Annotated in this window: 23 protein-coding genes and 2 other annotated features; of the genes, 21 read left to right on the forward strand and 2 right to left on the reverse strand. The window is 31.8% G+C overall.

Annotated features, from left to right (window positions below; translation table 11 throughout):
- Positions 1 to 1,065, forward strand: coding sequence for an AbrB family transcriptional regulator (locus LPC11_RS05790; RefSeq protein ID WP_023372821.1), 1,065 nt, complete (start codon positions 1 to 3; stop codon positions 1,063 to 1,065).
- Positions 1,066 to 1,139: 74 nt separating this feature from the next.
- Here LPC11_RS05790 and LPC11_RS05795 read toward each other — a convergent pair whose 3' ends face one another.
- Positions 1,140 to 1,700: a DNA-3-methyladenine glycosylase I gene (locus tag LPC11_RS05795; protein ID WP_104681468.1), complete on the reverse strand. Its 561-nt coding sequence runs from the start codon at positions 1,698 to 1,700 to the stop codon at positions 1,140 to 1,142.
- A gap of 57 nt (positions 1,701 to 1,757) precedes the next feature.
- Positions 1,758 to 2,011 (forward strand) — a binding site (T-box leader).
- 43 nt (positions 2,012 to 2,054) lie between these two features.
- Here LPC11_RS05795 and LPC11_RS05800 point away from each other — a divergent pair.
- The 5 genes from LPC11_RS05800 to LPC11_RS05820 all read left to right on the forward strand — a co-directional run bounded on the left by LPC11_RS05800 (position 2,055) and on the right by LPC11_RS05820 (position 7,859).
- The gene (locus tag LPC11_RS05800) at positions 2,055 to 4,685 is read left to right on the forward strand and encodes a valine--tRNA ligase (RefSeq protein WP_023372817.1); all 2,631 of its coding nucleotides are present in this window, start codon (positions 2,055 to 2,057) and stop codon (positions 4,683 to 4,685) included.
- 11 nt (positions 4,686 to 4,696) lie between these two features.
- On the forward strand, positions 4,697 to 5,968 hold the full coding sequence (locus LPC11_RS05805; RefSeq protein ID WP_023372815.1) for a bifunctional folylpolyglutamate synthase/dihydrofolate synthase: 1,272 nt from the start codon (positions 4,697 to 4,699) through the stop codon (positions 5,966 to 5,968).
- 150 nt (positions 5,969 to 6,118) lie between these two features.
- Positions 6,119 to 6,829 carry a prepilin peptidase gene (locus tag LPC11_RS05810; RefSeq protein ID WP_023372813.1) on the forward strand — a complete coding sequence of 237 codons (711 nt, stop codon included), beginning with the start codon at positions 6,119 to 6,121 and terminating at the stop codon, positions 6,827 to 6,829.
- Positions 6,826 to 7,509, forward strand: a complete 684-nt coding sequence (radC, locus tag LPC11_RS05815; protein ID WP_041613583.1) for a RadC family protein — start codon at positions 6,826 to 6,828, stop codon at positions 7,507 to 7,509. The genes LPC11_RS05810 and radC overlap by 4 nt, the downstream gene beginning before the upstream one ends.
- Before the next feature lie 68 nt (positions 7,510 to 7,577).
- Entirely contained in the window at positions 7,578 to 7,859 is a 282-nt protein-coding gene (locus tag LPC11_RS05820) for a hypothetical protein (RefSeq protein ID WP_023372809.1), read from the forward strand.
- A gap of 64 nt (positions 7,860 to 7,923) precedes the next feature.
- Here the strand turns inward: LPC11_RS05820 and LPC11_RS05825 are convergent, their stop codons facing one another.
- Entirely contained in the window at positions 7,924 to 8,103 is a 180-nt protein-coding gene (locus LPC11_RS05825) for a hypothetical protein (protein WP_023372807.1), read from the reverse strand.
- Positions 8,104 to 8,264: 161 nt separating this feature from the next.
- Between LPC11_RS05825 and LPC11_RS05830 the strand changes: the two genes are divergently transcribed.
- From LPC11_RS05830 to secDF, 15 genes are all read left to right on the forward strand, one after another.
- On the forward strand, positions 8,265 to 8,744 hold the full coding sequence (locus LPC11_RS05830) for a DUF4930 family protein (protein WP_002467424.1): 480 nt from the start codon (positions 8,265 to 8,267) through the stop codon (positions 8,742 to 8,744).
- Positions 8,745 to 8,821: 77 nt separating this feature from the next.
- Complete coding sequence (locus LPC11_RS05835; RefSeq protein ID WP_002467422.1) at positions 8,822 to 8,971, forward strand: hypothetical protein; 150 nt, start codon at positions 8,822 to 8,824, stop codon at positions 8,969 to 8,971.
- A 235-nt stretch (positions 8,972 to 9,206) separates the two neighbouring features.
- On the forward strand, positions 9,207 to 10,049 hold the full coding sequence (gene mreC / locus LPC11_RS05840; RefSeq protein ID WP_041613580.1) for a rod shape-determining protein MreC: 843 nt from the start codon (positions 9,207 to 9,209) through the stop codon (positions 10,047 to 10,049).
- Entirely contained in the window at positions 10,049 to 10,570 is a 522-nt protein-coding gene (gene mreD, locus LPC11_RS05845; RefSeq protein ID WP_023372804.1) for a rod shape-determining protein MreD, read from the forward strand. Before mreC ends, mreD begins: the two co-directional genes overlap by 1 nt.
- Positions 10,571 to 10,603: 33 nt before the next feature.
- Positions 10,604 to 10,696 (forward strand) — a sequence feature (ribosomal protein L21 leader region).
- A gap of 12 nt (positions 10,697 to 10,708) precedes the next feature.
- Entirely contained in the window at positions 10,709 to 11,017 is a 309-nt protein-coding gene (gene rplU, locus LPC11_RS05850; RefSeq protein WP_002451794.1) for a 50S ribosomal protein L21, read from the forward strand.
- 2 nt (positions 11,018 to 11,019) lie between these two features.
- On the forward strand, positions 11,020 to 11,340 hold the full coding sequence (locus LPC11_RS05855; protein WP_002466559.1) for a ribosomal-processing cysteine protease Prp: 321 nt from the start codon (positions 11,020 to 11,022) through the stop codon (positions 11,338 to 11,340).
- An 11-nt stretch (positions 11,341 to 11,351) separates the two neighbouring features.
- Positions 11,352 to 11,636, forward strand: coding sequence for a 50S ribosomal protein L27 (rpmA, locus tag LPC11_RS05860; RefSeq protein ID WP_002451796.1), 285 nt, complete (start codon positions 11,352 to 11,354; stop codon positions 11,634 to 11,636).
- 201 nt (positions 11,637 to 11,837) lie between these two features.
- Positions 11,838 to 13,130 carry a GTPase ObgE gene (obgE, locus tag LPC11_RS05865; RefSeq protein ID WP_023372802.1) on the forward strand — a complete coding sequence of 431 codons (1,293 nt, stop codon included), beginning with the start codon at positions 11,838 to 11,840 and terminating at the stop codon, positions 13,128 to 13,130.
- Positions 13,131 to 13,141: 11 nt separating this feature from the next.
- Complete coding sequence (locus tag LPC11_RS05870) at positions 13,142 to 13,597, forward strand: ACT domain-containing protein (RefSeq protein WP_023372800.1); 456 nt, start codon at positions 13,142 to 13,144, stop codon at positions 13,595 to 13,597.
- A 16-nt stretch (positions 13,598 to 13,613) separates the two neighbouring features.
- Complete coding sequence (ruvA, locus tag LPC11_RS05875; RefSeq protein WP_107566483.1) at positions 13,614 to 14,216, forward strand: Holliday junction branch migration protein RuvA; 603 nt, start codon at positions 13,614 to 13,616, stop codon at positions 14,214 to 14,216.
- Positions 14,217 to 14,249: 33 nt separating this feature from the next.
- A complete protein-coding gene (gene ruvB / locus LPC11_RS05880) occupies positions 14,250 to 15,254 on the forward strand; it encodes a Holliday junction branch migration DNA helicase RuvB (protein ID WP_023372796.1) in 1,005 nt (334 codons plus the stop codon).
- A gap of 1 nt (position 15,255) precedes the next feature.
- Positions 15,256 to 16,281, forward strand: coding sequence for a tRNA preQ1(34) S-adenosylmethionine ribosyltransferase-isomerase QueA (gene queA, locus LPC11_RS05885; RefSeq protein WP_023372794.1), 1,026 nt, complete (start codon positions 15,256 to 15,258; stop codon positions 16,279 to 16,281).
- A gap of 21 nt (positions 16,282 to 16,302) precedes the next feature.
- Complete coding sequence (gene tgt / locus LPC11_RS05890; RefSeq protein ID WP_023372792.1) at positions 16,303 to 17,442, forward strand: tRNA guanosine(34) transglycosylase Tgt; 1,140 nt, start codon at positions 16,303 to 16,305, stop codon at positions 17,440 to 17,442.
- A 15-nt stretch (positions 17,443 to 17,457) separates the two neighbouring features.
- A complete protein-coding gene (yajC, locus tag LPC11_RS05895; protein ID WP_002451803.1) occupies positions 17,458 to 17,718 on the forward strand; it encodes a preprotein translocase subunit YajC in 261 nt (86 codons plus the stop codon).
- A gap of 339 nt (positions 17,719 to 18,057) precedes the next feature.
- Positions 18,058 to 20,337: a protein translocase subunit SecDF gene (secDF, locus tag LPC11_RS05900; protein ID WP_023372790.1), complete on the forward strand. Its 2,280-nt coding sequence runs from the start codon at positions 18,058 to 18,060 to the stop codon at positions 20,335 to 20,337.
- The last annotated feature ends 111 nt before the right edge of the window (positions 20,338 to 20,448 follow it).

Genomic DNA, 20,448 nt, shown 5'->3' on the forward strand with positions numbered 1-20,448 from the left:
ATGAAGATAGTAAATAGAAATAACCTAATTATATTAGCATTATCCATTATGATAAGTTTGTTATTAAAGGTATCCCATATATTATTACCTTTTATGTTTGGTCCTATTATAGCGGCTATTTTATGTATAAAAGTATTTAAGTTAGATATTAAATGGCCGTTTTGGGTTAGCCAAATTGGTCTGATTTGTTTAGGTGTTCAAATAGGAACTACATTTACTAGAACAGTAATAAAAGATATTCAGGCAAGTTGGTTAACAATTATTCTCGTATCAATTCTTTTGCTCATATTAGCACTTTTAATCGCATTATTATTTAAGAAAATTGCAGACGTAAATACCGAAACAGCCATTCTAAGTGTAATTCCAGGTGCATTAAGTCAAATGTTAGTCATGGCAGAGGAAGATAAAAATGCAAATATTTTAGTTGTGAGTTTAACACAAACATCTAGAATTATATTCGTTGTGATTTTAGTGCCTTTAATTTCATATTTTTTTCAAAATGATCAAAGTAGTGGAGAAACTATAGTAAAAGCTAAACCTTTAACTGATGTTTTAAATATATGGCAATTTATATTTATTGTATTGGCAATCGTTGTAGTTTATTGGATTATGGCTAAGATAAATTTTCCTACAAAACAATTATTGGCACCTATTGTGGTCTTAATCGTATGGAATATTACGACGGATGTGACGTTTGCATTGGATAATTGGTTACTTGCATCAGCACAAGTGGTGTATATGATTCGAATAGGGTTACAGATTGCTCGTTTACTATCAGACTTAAAAGGCAGAATAGCTATAGCGATTGCGTTTCAAAATATTATGCTTATATTAAGTGCTTTCCTAATGGTTTGCATTTTACATTTCTTCACACATGATTCAATCAATGAATTGTTTTTAGGTGCTGCACCAGGAGGTATGAGCCAAATAGTTTTAGTTGCAATTGAAACAGGTGCAGATGTGGCTATGATATCTAGTTATCACATATTTAGAATCTTCTTTATCTTGTTTTTAATCGCACCATTAATCAATTACTTCTTGAAATATAGATCAAAACGTTCATGAAATTATTAATAGAATTAATAAAAAGGCGTATATCAAAAGCTTTTTTGCAAAGCTGTGATATACGTCTTTTAAGTTTATTCATGTTTAGGTTTTTGAGGACAATTCTTTAAATGTGAATCATATAATCCAGCTGCCTCTAGGAATGAAAATACAGTAACTGGTCCTAAGAATTTAAACCCATATTTTTTTAAATCTTTGGACAAAGCTTTAGCACGGTCATCTACCGTAATACGATCTTCAGGCTCTACATAACCCATGTCGATAGGTTTACCATCAACATAAGACCATAAAAACTTACTGAAACTACCGTATTCTTTCTCAATTTCTAAATAACCTTTTGCTTGTGCAATAATAGCTTCTAATTTCTTTCTATGATGAACAATATTCGGAAATGTCATTAAGTTGTCGACATCTTGCTCAGTCATTGCCGCTACCTTGTTTGGATCGAATTGACAAAATGCCTCTTCATAAGCGGATTTCTTCTTAAGTATCGTAAGCCAAGATAGACCAGCATGTTGAGATTCTAAAGCCAATAGTTTAAATAAATCTTTACTATCATACATCGGTTGCCCCCAAACATGATCGTGATATTCTATGTAAATTGGATCTTTTGTTCCAAAGGCACAAGGGTTCATAAAATTCCTCCTAATAGATTGACTTATGTGAATTTCCATTATACTATAATTAAGTAAATGAATATAATATTTGGGAAGAGTATGTTTTAATTACTTTCTAGAGAGTGTATGGTTGGTGAAAATACATAGTAATTACTACTGAAGGTAGCCCACTTAGTCCTTTTGCTGAAAGAACGAAGTAAAGAGTAGGCAGAAGCGTGTTTGAGCGTTAATCAAATTCTAGAGTGCTCGAAAGTAGAAGATTGAAAATTTATTTGCAAGCTAACTACTTTCTTGAATATAGGTGGTACCACGGAACATCCGTCCTATTTATATAGGATGGGTGTTTTTTATTTTTTGAGGAGGATTTACTTTATGGAAATGAAACCGAAATATAATCCACGCGAAGTAGAAGCGGGAAGATATGATGAATGGGTAAAAAATGGTTATTTCAAACCATCAGAAGATACTAATAAAGAAACATATACAATCGTTATTCCACCACCAAATGTAACAGGAAAATTACATTTAGGTCATGCTTGGGATACAACATTACAAGATATTATTACACGTATGAAACGTATGCAAGGTTATGACACTTTATATCTACCTGGTATGGACCATGCTGGTATTGCTACACAAGCTAAAGTAGAAGCTAAACTAAATGAACAAGGTATTTCACGTCATGATATTGGTCGTGAAAAATTCTTAGAACAAGCTTGGGATTGGAAAGAAGAATATGCAAGCTTCATCCGTAAACAATGGGCTAAATTAGGATTAGGATTAGATTATAGTAGAGAACGTTTTACTTTGGATGACGGTTTAAGTAAAGCTGTTAAAAAAGTGTTTGTTGATCTTTATAACAAAGGCATTATTTATAGAGGCGAACGTATAATCAACTGGGATCCTCAAGCTCGTACGGCTTTATCTGATATTGAAGTGATACATGAGGATGTACAAGGTGCATTTTATCATTTCAAATACCCATATGCTGATGGAGATGGATATATTGAAATCGCTACAACACGTCCAGAAACGATGTTAGGCGATACGGCTATCGTTGTTAACCCTAATGACGAGAGATATAAAGACGTTATTGGCAAAAAAGTTATATTACCTATAGTTGGTAGAGAATTACCAATATTAGCAGACGAATACGTAGATATCGAATTTGGTTCTGGTGCTATGAAAGTAACACCAGCTCATGACCCTAATGACTTTGAAATTGGTCAACGTCATCAATTAGAAAATATTATTGTAATGGACGAAAAAGGTCATATGAATCACCATGCTGGTAAATATGAAGGTCTTGAGCGCTTTGAATGCCGTAAACAATTAGTTGAAGACTTAAAAGAACAAGATTTAGTCATTAAGATTGAGGAACATATGCACTCTGTTGGTCACTCTGAACGTTCTGGTGCTGTAGTAGAACCATATTTATCTACACAATGGTTTGTTAAAATGAAACCTTTAGCACAACGTGCGTTAGATAATCAAAAAACAGATGATCGTATTGATTTTTATCCACCTAGATTTGAAAATACATTTAACCGTTGGATGGAAGAAATCAGAGACTGGACAATTTCAAGACAACTTTGGTGGGGCCATCAAATTCCTGCATGGTATCATAATGAAACTGGTGAAATTTATGTAGGAGAAAATGCACCAGAAGATATTGAAAATTGGACTCAAGACGAAGATGTTTTAGATACTTGGTTTTCTAGTGCATTATGGCCATTCTCAACTTTAGGTTGGCCAGATGTTGAAGCTGAAGATTTCAAACGTTACTTCCCAACTAATGCGTTAGTAACAGGTTATGATATTATTTTCTTCTGGGTAGCACGTATGATTTTCCAAGGGTTAGAGTTCACTGATCGTAGACCATTTAATGATGTATTGTTACACGGATTAGTTAGAGCAGAAGATGGTAGAAAAATGAGTAAATCATTAGGTAACGGTGTAGATCCTATGGATGTCATTGATGAATATGGTGCTGATAGTTTAAGATACTTCCTTGCCACAGGTTCTGCTCCAGGTCAGGATTTACGTTATTCAACTGAAAAGGTTGAATCAGTATGGAATTTCATTAATAAAATATGGAATGCAGCAAGATTTAGTTTAATGAATATTGGTGAAGACTTTAAAGTTGAAGATATTGATTTATCAGGAGACTTATCTTTAGCAGACAAATGGATATTAACACGTCTAAATGAAACAATCGCTACAGTTACAGATTTAAGTGATAAATATGAGTTTGGTGAAGTTGGTCGAGCTTTATATAACTTTATTTGGGATGAATTCTGCGATTGGTATATTGAAATGAGCAAGATACCTATGAATGGTGAAGACGAAGACCAAAAACAAACGACACGTTCTGTATTAAGTTATGTATTAGATCGTATTATGAGAATGTTACATCCATTTATGCCATTTGTTACAGAGAAAATTTGGCAAAGTTTACCTCATGAAGGAGAAACAATTGTTCAAGCATCTTGGCCAACTGTAAATGAGGAACTAATGTTTGATGATAGTAAGCAAACAATGCAACAATTAGTTGAAATTATCAAATCAATAAGACAATCTCGATTAGAAGTAAATACGCCATTATCTAAAGCTATTCCAATTATGATTCAGGCTAAAGATAGTAATATTCAATCTACATTAACAGAAAATGCTGATTATATAGAAAGATTCTGCCATCCAAGTGAATTGACAGTCGATGTTGATATCGATATCCCAGAGAAAGCAATGACGTCTGTTGTATTAGCGGGTAAAGTCATCTTACCTTTAGAAGGTTTAATTGATATGGATAAAGAGATTGCACGTTTAGAAAAAGAATTAGATAAACTACAAAGTGAATTAGATCGCGTCGATAAGAAATTGGCCAATGAAAACTTTGTCAATAAAGCACCGGAAAAAATTATTAATGAAGAAAAAGAAAAGCAAAAGCATTACCAAGAAAAATATGATGGTGTTAAAGCAAGAATTGAACAATTAAAAGCATAGGAGTATGTATCATGAATTACCTAGATAGCTTGTATTGGATACATGAAAGAACTAAGTTTGGCATCAAACCAGGCGTTAAACGTGTGGAATGGATGCTAGAAAAACTAAATAACCCACAACACCGTATTAAAGGCATACACGTAGGCGGTACAAATGGAAAAGGATCGACAGTAGCATATTTAAGAGCGGCATTGGTTGAAAATAACTATCAAGTTGGTACTTTTACATCTCCATTTATTGAAACTTTTAATGAACGTATAAGTTTAAATGGATATCCCATTTCAAATGATGAAATTGTTGAATTAGTTTCTCGTGTTAAACCAATAAGTGAAGCATTAGAAATAGAGACAGAGTTAGGCAATGCCACAGAATTTGAAATTATTACTACAATGATGTTTTTATACTTTGGTGAAATACACCCTGTTGATTTTGTTATTGTTGAAGCCGGTTTAGGTATTAAAAACGATTCAACCAATGTATTTAATCCAATTATGTCTATTTTAACGAGTATAGGTTTAGATCATACTGACATCTTAGGCAACACTTATTTAGATATAGCCAAAGACAAGGGAGATATCATTAAACTTAATACACCAGTAATTTATTCTGTGAAAAATGAAGATGCATTAAAATATATAAGAGACTATGCAGTAGAACAAAATGCAACACCTATTGAGTTAGATAGAGAAATTATTGTAGTTTCTCAAGATGATGAATTTACTTATAGATATAAAGATTACGAACTTGAAACAATTATTTTAAATATGTTGGGTGAACATCAAAAAGAAAATGCATCATTAGCAATAACTGCATTAATCGAACTAAATGAAGCAGGAATCATAGAACTTGATTTCAATAAAATGATTGATGGTATTGAGTCAGTTAATTGGATAGGTAGAATTGAACAAGTTAAAGAACATCCATTAATGATAGTTGATGGTGCGCATAATAATGAAAGTGTAGATGCATTGATTGATACGATTAAACAATACTATGGTCGTGATCAAATTGATATTTTATTCTCAGCAATTAAAGGAAAACCAATTTGTGATATGTTAAACAAATTAGAAGACATTGCATCTCAATTTTATATTACCGATTTTGATTTTCCAAAGGCATTATCAAAAGAAGAAATTGCTGAAAATATCAATAAAGAAAATATTGAGCTAATAGATGATTACGTAGAATTTTTAGAGAATTATGATGGAAAAGGTCTAATTATTACAGGTAGCTTATATTTTATAAGCGAAGTTAAATCTAAAACAAATTTTGATAGAATATAATTTTCAAAAAAATAAAGCCAAGGTTTCTAAATATTTTAGAAATCTTGGCTTCTTTATTAATTTTAGAGTGAGATACAACTATTTTTATAAAAAAATGATAATATGTATATGTTTTATTATTATGTTATAATCTTTTTGAAAGGAGTAGCCATGTTGATTTACACATATGTATCCTCTGTACTATTTAGCTTCTTATATCAGCTTTCAACTAATGATGATTTTAATAAACATTACTTAAAATTAAGATCCAAATGTGATTTTTGTCAAAGTAAATTACAATATTTTGATTTAATCCCAATTTTTAGTTTCCTTATTTTAAAAGGTAAGTCGAGGTGTTGTAAGCAACCATTAAACTATAGTTACTTGATAGGTGAGTTACTTGCATTACTACCAATATTGTTTATTTATTATCAACTAATCAGTATTAATCCTCAACTCTATTTAACTGCATTTTTGTTTTTATTAGTCATGTCAATCAATGATATTGAAGATTATTCTATTAATTTATATTTTTTAATTATCTTCACTACAATTTTATTATTTACAACGCAAATCTATCTAAATACATTTCTCCTTACATTTATAATTAGTCACGTATTCTTTATGTTTATGTATCGTTATATCGGCTATGGAGATATCCTTCTTTTTAACATTCTGTCTTTATTCTTATCAATGAACTTCATGTTTTACCTTTTTCTTTTCACATTTATGATAGGTGGTTTGATAACTATTATCATTAAAACCTTTTTTAACCACAATATTAAATACGTCCCTCTTATTCCATTTATCTTTTTATCTTTTATTTTTGTGTCTAGTTTTTATCCTTTTTTAATTGAATTATTTGGAGGTGTTCCTTTTTGAGAATCAAAGAAATGGCTAATTCTGAGAAGCCGCGTGAGCGATTAGTATCTAATGGTGCTGCATCACTATCCAACTCAGAATTGTTAGCAATACTTATTAACACAGGTAGAAAGGGGTGTTCTAGCATCGAAATTGCAAATGAATTATTAAGTGGTATAAATACGTTAAAAGAATTGAAAAAGTTCTCAATTAACGATTTAATCAAAGTCAAAGGTATAGGTTATCATAAGGCTATAACTTTAAAAGCTGCATTTGAAATAGGAGAGCGAATAAATAGTGTATCTCAACAGGAAGTAATTAAAATTACTTGTCCTGCAGACGTTGCAGATTTAATGATGTCGAAGCTTAAAGATTTACAACAAGAACATTTTTATGTACTTTTATTGAATTCCAAAAATATTGTTATTAAACAAAAATGTGTTTTTGTAGGAACATTGAATAGTTCTATTATCCATCCTAGAGAAATTTTTAATGTTGCAATTAAAGAATCATGTAATTCAATGATAGTCGTTCATAATCATCCATCCGGTGATGTTACGCCTTCGGAAGAAGATATTAATACGACAATTAGATTAAGAGATTGTGGAATGATATTAGGTATTAATGTATTGGACCATATTATTATTGGAGATAATCAGTTTACGAGTTTAGTAGAGTGTGGTTACTTTGATAATGAATAGTTTGAATCTAGAATAAATAGAATTGGAATAGTATAATAGATAAAAAGAGACAGCAGGAGGTCATTAAATTGACTATATTTCTTATTATTGGCGTACTAATTCCAATTGTTTTTATCATGCGTTTAAATGCTAAAAATCAAAAAATGACGATCAAGCTATTTTTATACACAATAGGATTATCAATATTAGGGATTGTAGTGACTACTGTTATCGGGACAATAGTAGCTCATTCTCATTCATCGATTGGTTTAGTCGTATTAGGTTCAATTATTGTAGGTGGCATTTGGGGTATTTTATTAGGTTTAAGTTATATTTTCTTTAGATTTTTATCTACGACATTTAAAAAGTAATTTTACTTAAAAAAGCTATGAGAAATTAATACATTGTTTTGTATTGATTCTCATAGCTTTTAAATTATTGAATATATGCGATTAATTTATCATAATTTTCCATTAGCCAAATAATGCCTTGATAAGCAAGATAAATACATAATAGTATTATACCTGCAGATATTAAAAAGCGGATGATTGATATACCTACTCTAAACAATAAAATAACAAGTAATACAATTAATATAATCGATAATAAACTCATTATGGAAAACCTCCTAACGACACGAAACTCATATTAATATTATACTCAAATTGATAGTTAAATACATCCGTCTATAGGTACATCTAGGATACTTCCTTAGACCTATATATTTTTCACTAATAATTTAATATAATTACTTAAATGGTAAAGGAGGATATATTATGAGGTTCATATTCAGTATAATAAAAAATATTATAGCAGTTATAGCTATTTTAATCATTATCTATATCGCGTTAAAGTATGCGCCTTTTCTAAGGGATCAAGAGTGGAATCCAATTAGTAATCCTCCAAATCAGACTGAGCAAAATATGGATAACCCAAATAATAATACAAAACAACCGCAACATGGTAAAAGATATTCAATAGAAGACAATGATATAATCAAGAATGTACCTACAAGTCAAATCAAAAATGTATTTAATATGATCAATAAAAAAGAATTTATGTCAGTATCAGGAATCGGAAGAATGGGATATAATGATGAGTATTTAGCCGGTCAAAGAGGCGATGAATTTATTATTTATAAATTCGGTTCTGATTCAATCCGAGTATATAATAATGAGTTTGAAATGCAGCAAGATTTACATGAGTTGGGACAAAATATTGAATTAAAAAATGAACAGGCATTTGAAAATAATTAGTTTCACATGTTTGAAATCCTTATTCAAATAAGTTAGCCTTTATATAGAGAGTAAAAAGATAAAGGTTGGTGTGGACAATGGTTGAAAAATCAAAAGAAAAGCGTGCCAACGAACAAGCTAAAGCTCAAAATCTATTTGCACGTTGGAGAAAAGAAGAGACGCTTTATAGCGAAGATGAGAAAAAAGAAAGAAAAAAACAAGAAAAACAACAAAAAGAGAATAAATAGCGTGATACATTTAAAACTACTAACTTATGGCAAGTTGGTAGTTTTTTACTTTTCCTTAAAAATATGAGCACTCAATTAACTTATTAAAATTGTTAAATTGCAGGTTGTCTTCTTCTATAGTGGGTGATAATGATATAAAATGATTTTATTAAGCGTTAGTGCTTTATTTCATTTAAGCAGTAATATAGAATAGTGAGGAAGAATAAATTTTAAAGTTTTATAAGAGGTGTTCTGGGTGCTTAAATTTTTCAAAAATAACAAACTCATTGTTGTTTTATGTGCAATTATTGTTTTTATTGCATTAATTGGTTTGTCTATTCGCTCTCAATCTCAATCACCTCCCGAGCAATATGTAGGAGATTCTGTTTCATTTGGTCAACGAGTGATGAGTTATCCTGTAAATTTTGTTACTGGAGCAATTGGTAATATTTTTAATATGGGTGAATCGAAAGAAGCTAAAAGCAAAGTCAAACAATTAGAAGCTAAAAATCAACGTTTAGAGGCTGAAAACAAGAAGTATAAAAAGGAATTAGATATGAAAGATATATCTAAATATGATCCTATTTCTACAACTGTTATAGCAAGAAATCCAGATCAATGGATGAATACTATAGTCATTGATAAAGGTTCTAAAGCTGGTATCAAAAATAACATGGCAGTCATGACATCTGAAGGGTTAATTGGAAGAACTACTAAAGTAAATCAATTTTCTTCACAGGTGGATTTAATTTCAACGAATACAAGAGCAGGTAAACTATCAGTTAATATACAGCATAAATCTAAAAATGTATTTGGATTAATAGATCATTATGATGCGAAAAATGAAGAATTAGTTATTAGCGATATCAATAATAAAGATAGTATTTCTAAAGGCGATAAAGTTGTAACAAGTGGTTTGGCAGATCAATTGCCAAGTAGTTTATACATAGGTGAAGTGACAAGTGTAGAGAATGATCAATATGGACTAGCTAAGGAAGTAAGAGTGAAAACAGGTGCAGATTTATCAGATTTAAATCATGTATATGTTGCTAAGCGAGACGCTTCCTCACTTCCAAAAGATGAAAGTGGGGATAACTAATGCGAGGAATATATTATTTCTTGATTGGTATTCTACTTTTTTATATTGATACTATTATTGGTTTAGTCATTCCTATGCACTTTGGTAAAATCGATATCATTTTTGTACCACACTTAACTTTAATGTATTTATTAATTTTAACCATCTATCGTAGTTTTGGTGTGGCTTTAGTATTAGCAATATTTTTTGGTTTAATAACTGATTTATATTATGGAAGCATTTATGGTCTATACATGTTTGGTTATATCTTAGCTGTAGTGGTTATGGATAGATTCTTTAAAATATTCTATAAAGATCAAGTTATGATATATATTATTATTTTGATGAGTACGATCTTAATAGAAATATACGTAGCATTGATTTATGGATTGATTGGATTTATACAATTTAATCTAATTGAATTCTTATTACTTAGATTATTACCAACGTTTATACTCAATTTAATACTGTTAACGATTCTATATCCTTTCATGTTAAAATTTTTAAGGAAAATACAAATCAAGATTGACAGTAGGATATAAGTAATGGTAAGATGCAGTAGTTGAGTAGTTTCAGGCTACATACAACCGCTCAAATATAGGTTAAAGTACAAATTGTATTATTAATAATGACAATGTCACCTATATATGGCGTGACTTATTATATAGGAGGTGCAAAGTATGTTTGCTATTATTGAAACAGGTGGAAAACAAATCAAAGTAGAAGAAGGACAAGAAATTTACGTTGAAAAATTAGACGTAAATGAAGGTGATTCTTTCACATTTGATAAAGTATTATTTGTAGGTGGAGATTCAGTTAAAGTTGGTGCGCCAACAGTTGAAGGTGCTACTGTTACTGCAACTGTTAATAAAAACGGTCGTGGTAAAAAAATCACTGTATTCACATACAAACGTCGTAAAGACTCAAAACGTAAAAAAGGCCATCGTCAACCATACACAAAATTAACTATCGATAAAATTAACGCGTAATAATGATTACTGTTGATATTACAGTTAATGACGAAGGTAAAGTAACAGATGTCGTTATGGATGGTCATGCTAATCACGGTGAATATGGTCATGACATAGTCTGTGCTGGTGCCTCAGCCGTATTATTTGGTAGTGTTAATGCGATTATGGGATTGACGTCAGAAAAGCCGGACATCGATTATAGCGATGACGGAGGTCATTTTCATATAAGAAGTGTTGATACAAATAACGATGAAGCTCAATTAATTCTGAAAGCAATGCTTGTATCTTTACAAACGATTGAAGAAGAATATAATGAAAATATCAGATTAAATTATAAGTGAGGTGTATCCCGATGTTAAAATTAAACTTACAGTTCTTCGCATCTAAAAAAGGGGTAAGTTCTACAAAAAACGGACGTGACTCTGAATCTAAACGTTTAGGTGCTAAACGTGCTGACGGTCAATACGTAACAGGTGGTTCAATTCTTTATCGCCAACGTGGTACTAAAATTTACCCTGGTGAAAATGTAGGTCGTGGTGGCGATGATACATTATTCGCTAAAATCGACGGCGTTGTTAAATTTGAACGCAAAGGTCGCGACAAAAAACAAGTTTCTGTATATGCAGTAGCTGAATAATTTTGTCTAGTTAACACCAGAAGTGAAGGCTTCTGGTGTTTTCTTTTGTTTAAAATCTTATTCTAAAGGAAACAAGTTATCACATAAGATCAAGTTGATACCTTAAGATTAAATTTAAGAATTAAAATTTTTCTACAAATAAACTTAATGATATAATTAAACAGATCATGAATACAAAAATGAGTAAAAGAGGTGAGATATATGTTTGTCGATCAAGTGAAAATATCTCTTAAAGCAGGAGATGGTGGTAATGGTATTACCGCATACAGAAGAGAAAAATATGTACCATTCGGTGGACCAGCTGGTGGCGATGGTGGTAAAGGTGCATCAGTGATATTTGAAGTAGATGAAGGTCTACGTACATTATTAGATTTTAGATATCAAACGCACTTTAAAGCTAAAAAAGGCGAAAACGGTCAAAGCAGTAACATGCATGGAAGAAATGCAGAAGACTTGGTATTAAAAGTACCACCTGGCACAATTGTTAAAAGTGTTGAAACTGAAGAAGTCCTTGCAGACTTAGTTGAAGATGGCCAACGTGCTGTAGTAGCTAAAGGTGGTCGTGGAGGACGTGGGAACTCACGTTTTGCGACACCTAGAAACCCTGCACCAGACTTCAGTGAAAATGGTGAACCAGGTGAAGAAATTGATGTAACGCTTGAATTAAAATTGTTAGCGGATGTAGGTTTAGTAGGTTTTCCTAGTGTAGGTAAATCCACTTTATTATCAATCGTTTCTAAAGCTAAGCCTAAAATTGGAGCTTATCATTTTACAACAATTAAACCAAACTTAGGAGTAGTTTCTACACCTGATTATAGAAGTTTTGTTATGGCTGACTTACCAGGATTAATTGAAGGTGCTTCAGACGGCGTAGGTTTAGGACATCAATTTTTACGACATGTTGAACGTACAAAAGTAATTGTACATATGATTGATATGAGTGGCTCAGAAGGGCGTGATCCTATCGATGATTATCACGTCATTAATAAAGAATTAGTGGCATATAAGCAACGTTTAGAAGATCGTCCACAAATTATAGTAGCAAATAAAATGGATATGCCAGATGCTAAAGATAATTTAGAATTATTCAAGGAAGAAATCGGTGACGACCATATTATTATTCCGTTATCTGCAGTGTCAAGAGATAATATTGATCAATTATTATATACAATTGCTGATCAACTTGAAAAAGTAAAAGACATTGATTTCTCTGTTGAAGAAGATGAAAATGTTGGTGTTAACCGTGTTGTATACAAACATACACCATCTCAAGATACATTCAAGATTACAAGAGATGATGATGGTGCATATGTTGTAAGTGGTAATGCAATCGAAAGAACATTCAAGATGACAGATTTTAATAGTGATCCAGCAGTACGTCGATTCGCAAGACAAATGCGTTCAATGGGTATTGATGATGCCTTAAGAGCTAGAGGCTGTAGCAACGGAGATATCGTAAGAATTCTTGGTGGAGAATTCGAATTTATAGAATAGGAGTGTGAAAGATGGACAATAAAGAATATAAGAAGTTTTATCTTATACGCGAAGATGTTTTACCTGAATCTGTAATTAAAACATTAAAAATAAAAGATGCATTAAAAAACAATTCTGAGTTGTCCATCTATGATGCTGTAAAACAATACGGTTTATCACGAAGCGCTTTTTATAAATATAGAGAAACTATATTTCCGGTAGATGAAAAACTATTAGACCATCGTGAATTCACTTTAATTCTATATGTCAATGATATTGTAGGTATGTTGGCTCAAGTATTAAATACAATTTCTCAATTACAGTTGTCTGTACTTACTATACATCAAAGTGTACCGATGAATGATAAGGCAACGATTACTTTATCGTTAAATGCATCATCTTCTGATTTAATGATAGATGATATAGTAATTGCCTTAAGAGAAATTGAACATGTGTCTAAAGTAGAGTTAATAAGCATGAGTATGTAAATGAGGATGTGCTAAAATGTACGCGTATATTAAAGGTCAGCTAACACAATTGTTTCCTACACACGTAGTGGTAGATGTTAATGGTGTTGGTTACGAAATTCAAACACCTAATTCATATCGTTTTCAAAAGTACTTGGATAAAGAAGTTCAAATATTTACTTCATTAATTGTTAGAGAAGATGCGCAACTACTCTATGGTTTTATAAATGAAGAAGAAAAAGATATGTTTTTAAGTTTAATTAAAGTGACGGGAATAGGACCAAAGTCAGCATTGGCTATACTTGCAACAAGTACACCAAATGAAGTAAAACAAGCCATTGAAAATGAAAACGATACTTATCTCACTAAATTCCCAGGTATCGGTAAGAAAACTGCACGACAAATAGTGTTGGATTTAAAAGGCAAAGTTCAAATTACGGAAGAAAATAGTGACACACTTTTAAATGTTATGACTGACTCAAATGCTAATGAATCTATGATTAAGGAAGCCATGTTAGCTTTAGAAGCATTAGGTTATTCAAAACGGGAGTTATCTAAAGTTGAAAAGGTTCTAAAACAATCCAATATGGAATCAGTTGATGAAGCTGTTAAAATTGGATTACAAACATTAGTGTCATAATAACCTAACATCAAAATGAAAGGGGGAGATATTATGGATGAAAGAATGGTAGATCAATCTGCACATAATGAAGAATCTGACTTCGAATTATCATTACGACCTACTAAATTAAAACAGTACATTGGTCAATCTTCCATTAAAAGCAATTTAGAAGTATTCATTAAAGCAGCTAAATTAAGAGAAGAACCTTTAGATCACGTTCTCTTATATGGTCCCCCTGGATTAGGTAAAACAACTTTGTCTAATATTATAGCTAATGAAATGGATGTTAATATTAGAACAGTATCTGGACCTTCATTAGAGCGCCCTGGAGATTTAGCAGCCATTTTATCAGGATTACAACCAGGAGATGTGTTGTTTATTGATGAAATACATCGTTTAAGTAGTGTTGTTGAAGAAGTATTATATCCTGCGATGGAAGATTTTTTCTTAGATATCATTATAGGTAAAGGTGATGAAGCACGAAGCATTCGTATTGATTTACCACCTTTTACACTTGTTGGTGCTACAACACGTGCAGGTAGTTTAACTGGCCCTTTAAGAGATCGATTTGGCGTCCACTTGCGACTTGAATATTATAATGAAGCAGATTTAAAAGAAATTATAATAAGAACTGCGGAAGTACTAGGAACAGATATAGATGAAGAAAGTGCTATAGAATTAGCAAAACGTTCTAGAGGAACGCCGCGTGTTGCGAATCGTTTATTAAAGAGAGTGAGAGATTTTCAACAAGTTAATGAAGATGATCAAATCTATATTGAAACTACGAAACGTGCATTAAAACTATTACAAGTTGACGATTATGGTTTAGATTATATTGATCATAAAATGATGAATTGTATATTGAATCAATATAAAGGTGGACCTGTTGGGCTTGATACAATTGCGGTGTCTATTGGTGAAGAACGTATAACTATTGAAGACGTTTACGAACCCTTCTTGATTCAAAAAGGTTTCTTAGAACGTACACCTAGAGGTAGAAAAGCAACACCATTAGCGCATAAACATTTTAGCAATTCTAATGAAATGAGGGAGTAAGTTGAATATTGAAGATTTTGACTATGATTTACCTGAATCTCTAATAGCTCAAACACCTTTAAAAAATAGAGACCAAAGTAGATTGTTAGTATTAAATAGAAAAAACGGAAATATGGAACATCTACATTTTAAAGATGTTATTAATTATTTTAATCCTGGTGATACGTTAGTTTTAAACGATACTAGAGTAATGCCAGCAAGACTTTTTGGATTAAAAGAAGAAACTGGTGCTAAAGTTGAGATGCTTATGTTGACTCAAATTGAAGGCAATGACTGGGAAGTATTGTTAAAGCCGGCTAAACGTATTAAAGTAGGGAATCAATTGAATTTCGGTGATGGAAAAATAATCGCTGAATGTATTGAGGAGTTAGATCAAGGCGGTAGAATTATGCGCTTGCACTATGAGGGTATACTCCAAGAACGTCTTGATGAACTAGGTGAGATGCCGTTACCACCATATATTAAAGAAAGACTAGATGACCCTGATCGTTATCAAACTGTTTATGCTAAAGAAAGCGGATCTGCTGCCGCACCAACTGCAGGACTACATTTTACAGATGAACTTCTAGAGTCAATTAAAGCTAAAGGTGTGAATATCGCCTTTATTACATTGCATGTTGGTCTTGGTACATTTAGACCAGTAAGTGTAGATAATATTGATGATCATGAGATGCATAGTGAATACTATCAGATGACGCAAGAAACTGCAGATTTATTAAATGAAACTAGAAAAAAAGGTCATCGAATTATTTCAGTGGGTACGACATCAACTAGAACACTTGAAACAATACGCAGAGATCATTCTGAATTTGTTGAGAAAAGTGGATGGACAGATATCTTTATCTATCCAGGTTTTGAATATAAAGCTATCGATGGTTTGATTACTAACTTCCATCTTCCTAAATCAACCTTAGTAATGTTAGTGTCAGCGTTTAGTAGTAGAGAATATATTTTAAATGCATATCAAAAAGCTGTTGAAATGGAGTATAGATTCTTTAGTTTTGGAGATGCGATGTTAATTATATAAAAGAATGTGAGGATTTTAAATATGCCTGCAGTAACATATGAACATATTAAAACTTGTAAACAATCAGGTGCACGTTTAGGAATTGTACATACACCACATGGTTCATTTGAAACACCAATGTTTATGCCAGTTGGAACTAAAGCAACAGTTAAAACAATGAGTCCTGAAGAATTGCGTCAGATTGAGGCTAAGATCATTTTGGGAAATACGTATCATTTGTGGTTACAACCTGGAAATGATATTATCAAACACGCTGGGGGACTGCATAAATTCATGAATTGGAACGGACCTATTCTTACCGATTCAGGAGGGTTCCAAGTTTTTAGTTTAAGTAATCTACGTAAAATCTCAGAAGAAGGTGTCGAATTTAGACATCATACGAATGGTTCAAAATTATTTTTGAGTCCAGAGAAATCAATGGAAATACAAAATGATTTAGGTTCAGACATTATGATGGCATTTGATGAATGTCCACCTATGCCTTCTGAATATAAGTATGTCAAAGATTCAATTGATAGAACAACTCGTTGGGCAGAAAGATGTTTAAAAGCACATGCCCGTCCTGAAGATCAAGCGTTGTTTGGTATTATTCAAGGTGGCGAATATAAAGATTTACGTGAACAAAGTGCGAAAGAGCTTGTTGAATTAGATTTTCCTGGATATGCAATTGGTGGACTTTCAGTAGGAGAGCCTAAACCGGTAATGTACGAAATGGTAGAACATACAGAACAATTTATGCCGAAAGATAAACCTAGATATTTAATGGGTGTTGGATCTCCTGATGCATTAATCGAATGTAGCATCCGAGGTATGGATATGTTTGATTGTGTATTACCTACTCGTATTGCTAGAAATGGTACATGTATGACTTCTAATGGACGTTTAGTAATCAAAAACGCCAAGTTCGCTGATGATTTAAGACCATTAGATGAAAATTGTGATTGCTATACATGTAAAAATTATTCTAGAGCATACATTAGACACTTGATCAAAGCAGAAGAAACCTTTGGTATCCGTCTTACTACTATTCATAATTTACATTTTCTGCTAAAATTAATGGAAGATATTAGACAAGCCATTCGAGAAGATAGACTTTTAGATTTTAAAGCTGAATTCTTCGAACAGTATGGATTAAATGTAGATAACCCTAAAAACTTTTAAAGAGGAGAATGTAACATGCAATTTACATCATTGATATTACCGATCTTATTGTTGGTTCTAATGTATTTCTTCTTAATTAGACCACAACAAAAACGTGCCAAAGAGCATCGTGAAATGATAAGTCGTGTAGAAGCTGGACAAAAAATTACTACAATTGGTGGTATTAAAGGTACAGTTAAAGCCGTTGATGAAACAACAGTAGTTGTGACTGTTAATGGACACGGTACAGAAATGACTTTTGAAAAACCAGCTATTAAACAAGTAGATCCTTCATAATAGTATGTTATTGAAGCCTGGGGCATTAATGTCTCAGGCTTCATTTATATTTACATGAAGATTAATTCACGTGACTATTTGACTTTAAGTTTAATTTTATGTTCTTTATCATTATAAAGACCGTTTTATATAAATAAATGATGCTAGAGATGACTTAATATCACTATTTTTAGTTATGGATATGCATTAATTTAATTGAAAAAAGTTTTCAATAATTTCACTATAAAGTGTAGTATGTTAATATAGATAGGTCGTAGGAGTTATTCATTTTACTCTGACTTGCAAATATAAGGATTAATCGAGTATTCTAGTATCATAAGTAAATAATGAGGTGTTCATGTGAAGAAAAGTAGTAGATTGATTGCATTCTTACTACTGGTGATCCTTCTGTTCGCAGGTATGGGTCTTACATATAAGAATGTGATTAAGAATGTTAACTTAGGCCTTGATTTACAGGGCGGATTCGAAGTGCTTTATCAAGTTGACCCATTACATAAAGGTGATAAAATTGATAAAAATGCGTTGCAATCTACAGCGCAAACACTAGAAAATCGTGTTAACGTATTAGGTGTTTCTGAACCTAAAATACAAGTTGAAGATCCAAATAGAATTAGGGTTCAACTTGCTGGTGTTAAAGATCAGAAAGAGGCAAGAAAGATTTTATCATCACAAGCTAATTTAACTATTCGTGATGCGGACGACAAAGTTAAATTAAGTGGTGCAGATATTAAACAAGGATCAGCGAAGCAAGAATTTAAACAAAATACGAATGATCCAACAGTTACATTTAAAGTAAAAGATAAAAATAAATTTAAAAAAGTAACTGAAGAAATATCTAAAAAGCAAAATAACGTAATGGTTGTTTGGTTAGATTTCAAAAAAGGCGACAGCTATAAGAAAGAAGCAAACAAAAAAGATCCTAAGTTCGTTTCTGCAGCAAACGTTGATCAACCAATCAATTCAGATAGTGTAGAAATTTCTGGTGGATTCCATGGTCAAGAAGGCGTTAAAAAAGCAAAACAAATTGCTGAATTATTAAACGCTGGTTCTTTACCGGTAGATCTTAAAGAAATTTATTCAAACTCAGTTGGTGCTGAATTTGGTCAAGATGCACTAGATAAAACAATCTTTGCATCAGTTCTAGGTGTAGCTGTAATCTATCTATTTATGTTAGGTTTCTACAGATTACCAGGACTTGTAGCCATCATCGCATTAACAACATATATATATATAACGCTTGTAGCCTTTAACTTTATTTCAGGTGTACTTACATTACCTGGTTTAGCTGCCTTAGTATTAGGTGTAGGTATGGCAGTAGATGCCAACATCATAATGTATGAACGGATTAAAGATGAGTTGAGAATTGGTAGGACGCTTAAACAGGCTTATTCTAAAGCCAATAAAAGTTCATTCTTAACAATCTTTGACTCCAACTTAACAACCGTGATCGCTGCTGCAGTACTGTTCTTCTTTGGTGAAAGCTCAGTAAAAGGTTTCGCAACAATGTTGTTATTAGGTATTTTAATGATATTTGTAACTGCAGTGTTCTTATCTAGATTATTATTATCATTACTAGTTTATTCTAATTTATTTAAGAAAAAATATTGGTTATTTGGTGTTAAAAAAGCAGATAGACATGATATTAGCGAAGGTAAGGACGTCCATGACTTAAAAACATCATTTGAAAAATGGAATTTCGTTAAATTAGCTAAACCATTAATTTCATTGAGTATTTTAATTGTTGTAGTAGGACTAGTCATTCTTTACATTTTCAAATTGAATTTAGGTATAGATTTCTCTGCTGGTACGCGAGTAGACTTACAATCTAAAGAAGCACTTTCTCAATCTAAAGTTGAAAAAGTAGTGAAAGATGTTGGATTAGAACCAGATCAAATTCAAATAAATGGTTCAGGTAATAAAAACGCTACTGTTCAATTTAAACAAGATTTATCACAAGCTAAAGATAATCAACTAAGTGATAAAATGAAATCTGAATTTGGTAACTCACCACAAATTAATACAGTTTCACCATTAATTGGACAAGAATTAGCTAAAAACGCAATGCTTGCGTTAGTATATGCAGCATTAGGTATTATTATCTACGTATCATTACGTTTCGAATGGAGAATGGGATTATCCTCTGTCTTAGCTTTATTACACGACGTATTCATTATAGTCGCTGTGTTCAGTTTACTTCGTTTAGAAGTTGATTTAACATTTATCGCTGCAATCTTAACGATTGTTGGTTATTCTATTAACGATACCATCGTTACATTTGACCGTGTTCGAGAAAACTTGCATAAGATTAAAGTGATTACATCAACTGAACAAATTGATGACATCGTTAACAGATCAATTAGACAAACAATGACACGTTCTATTAATACAGTTTTAACAGTTGTTGTCGTAGTTGTTGCAATCCTATTATTTGGTGCACCAACAATTTTCAACTTCTCATTAGCTTTATTAATCGGATTAATTTCAGGCGTGTTCTCTTCAGTCTTTATAGCCGTCCCATTATGGGGAATTATGAAGAAACGTCAATTGAAAAAATCATCTAATCATAAATTAGTTGTATTCAAAGAGAAAAAATCAAATGACGAAAAAATCGTAGTTTAATCAATATAAGGTTGAGCATTGATGTTGTAATATCTTTAAAAGATTTTGCAACAAAGTGCTCAACCTTTTTATTTTTTTCGATTTTCGATATAATGGCATTTGGAAATGAGG

It is taken from the genome of Staphylococcus sp. HL28, assembly GCF_021117155.1.
Classification (GTDB): domain Bacteria; phylum Bacillota; class Bacilli; order Staphylococcales; family Staphylococcaceae; genus Staphylococcus; species Staphylococcus warneri.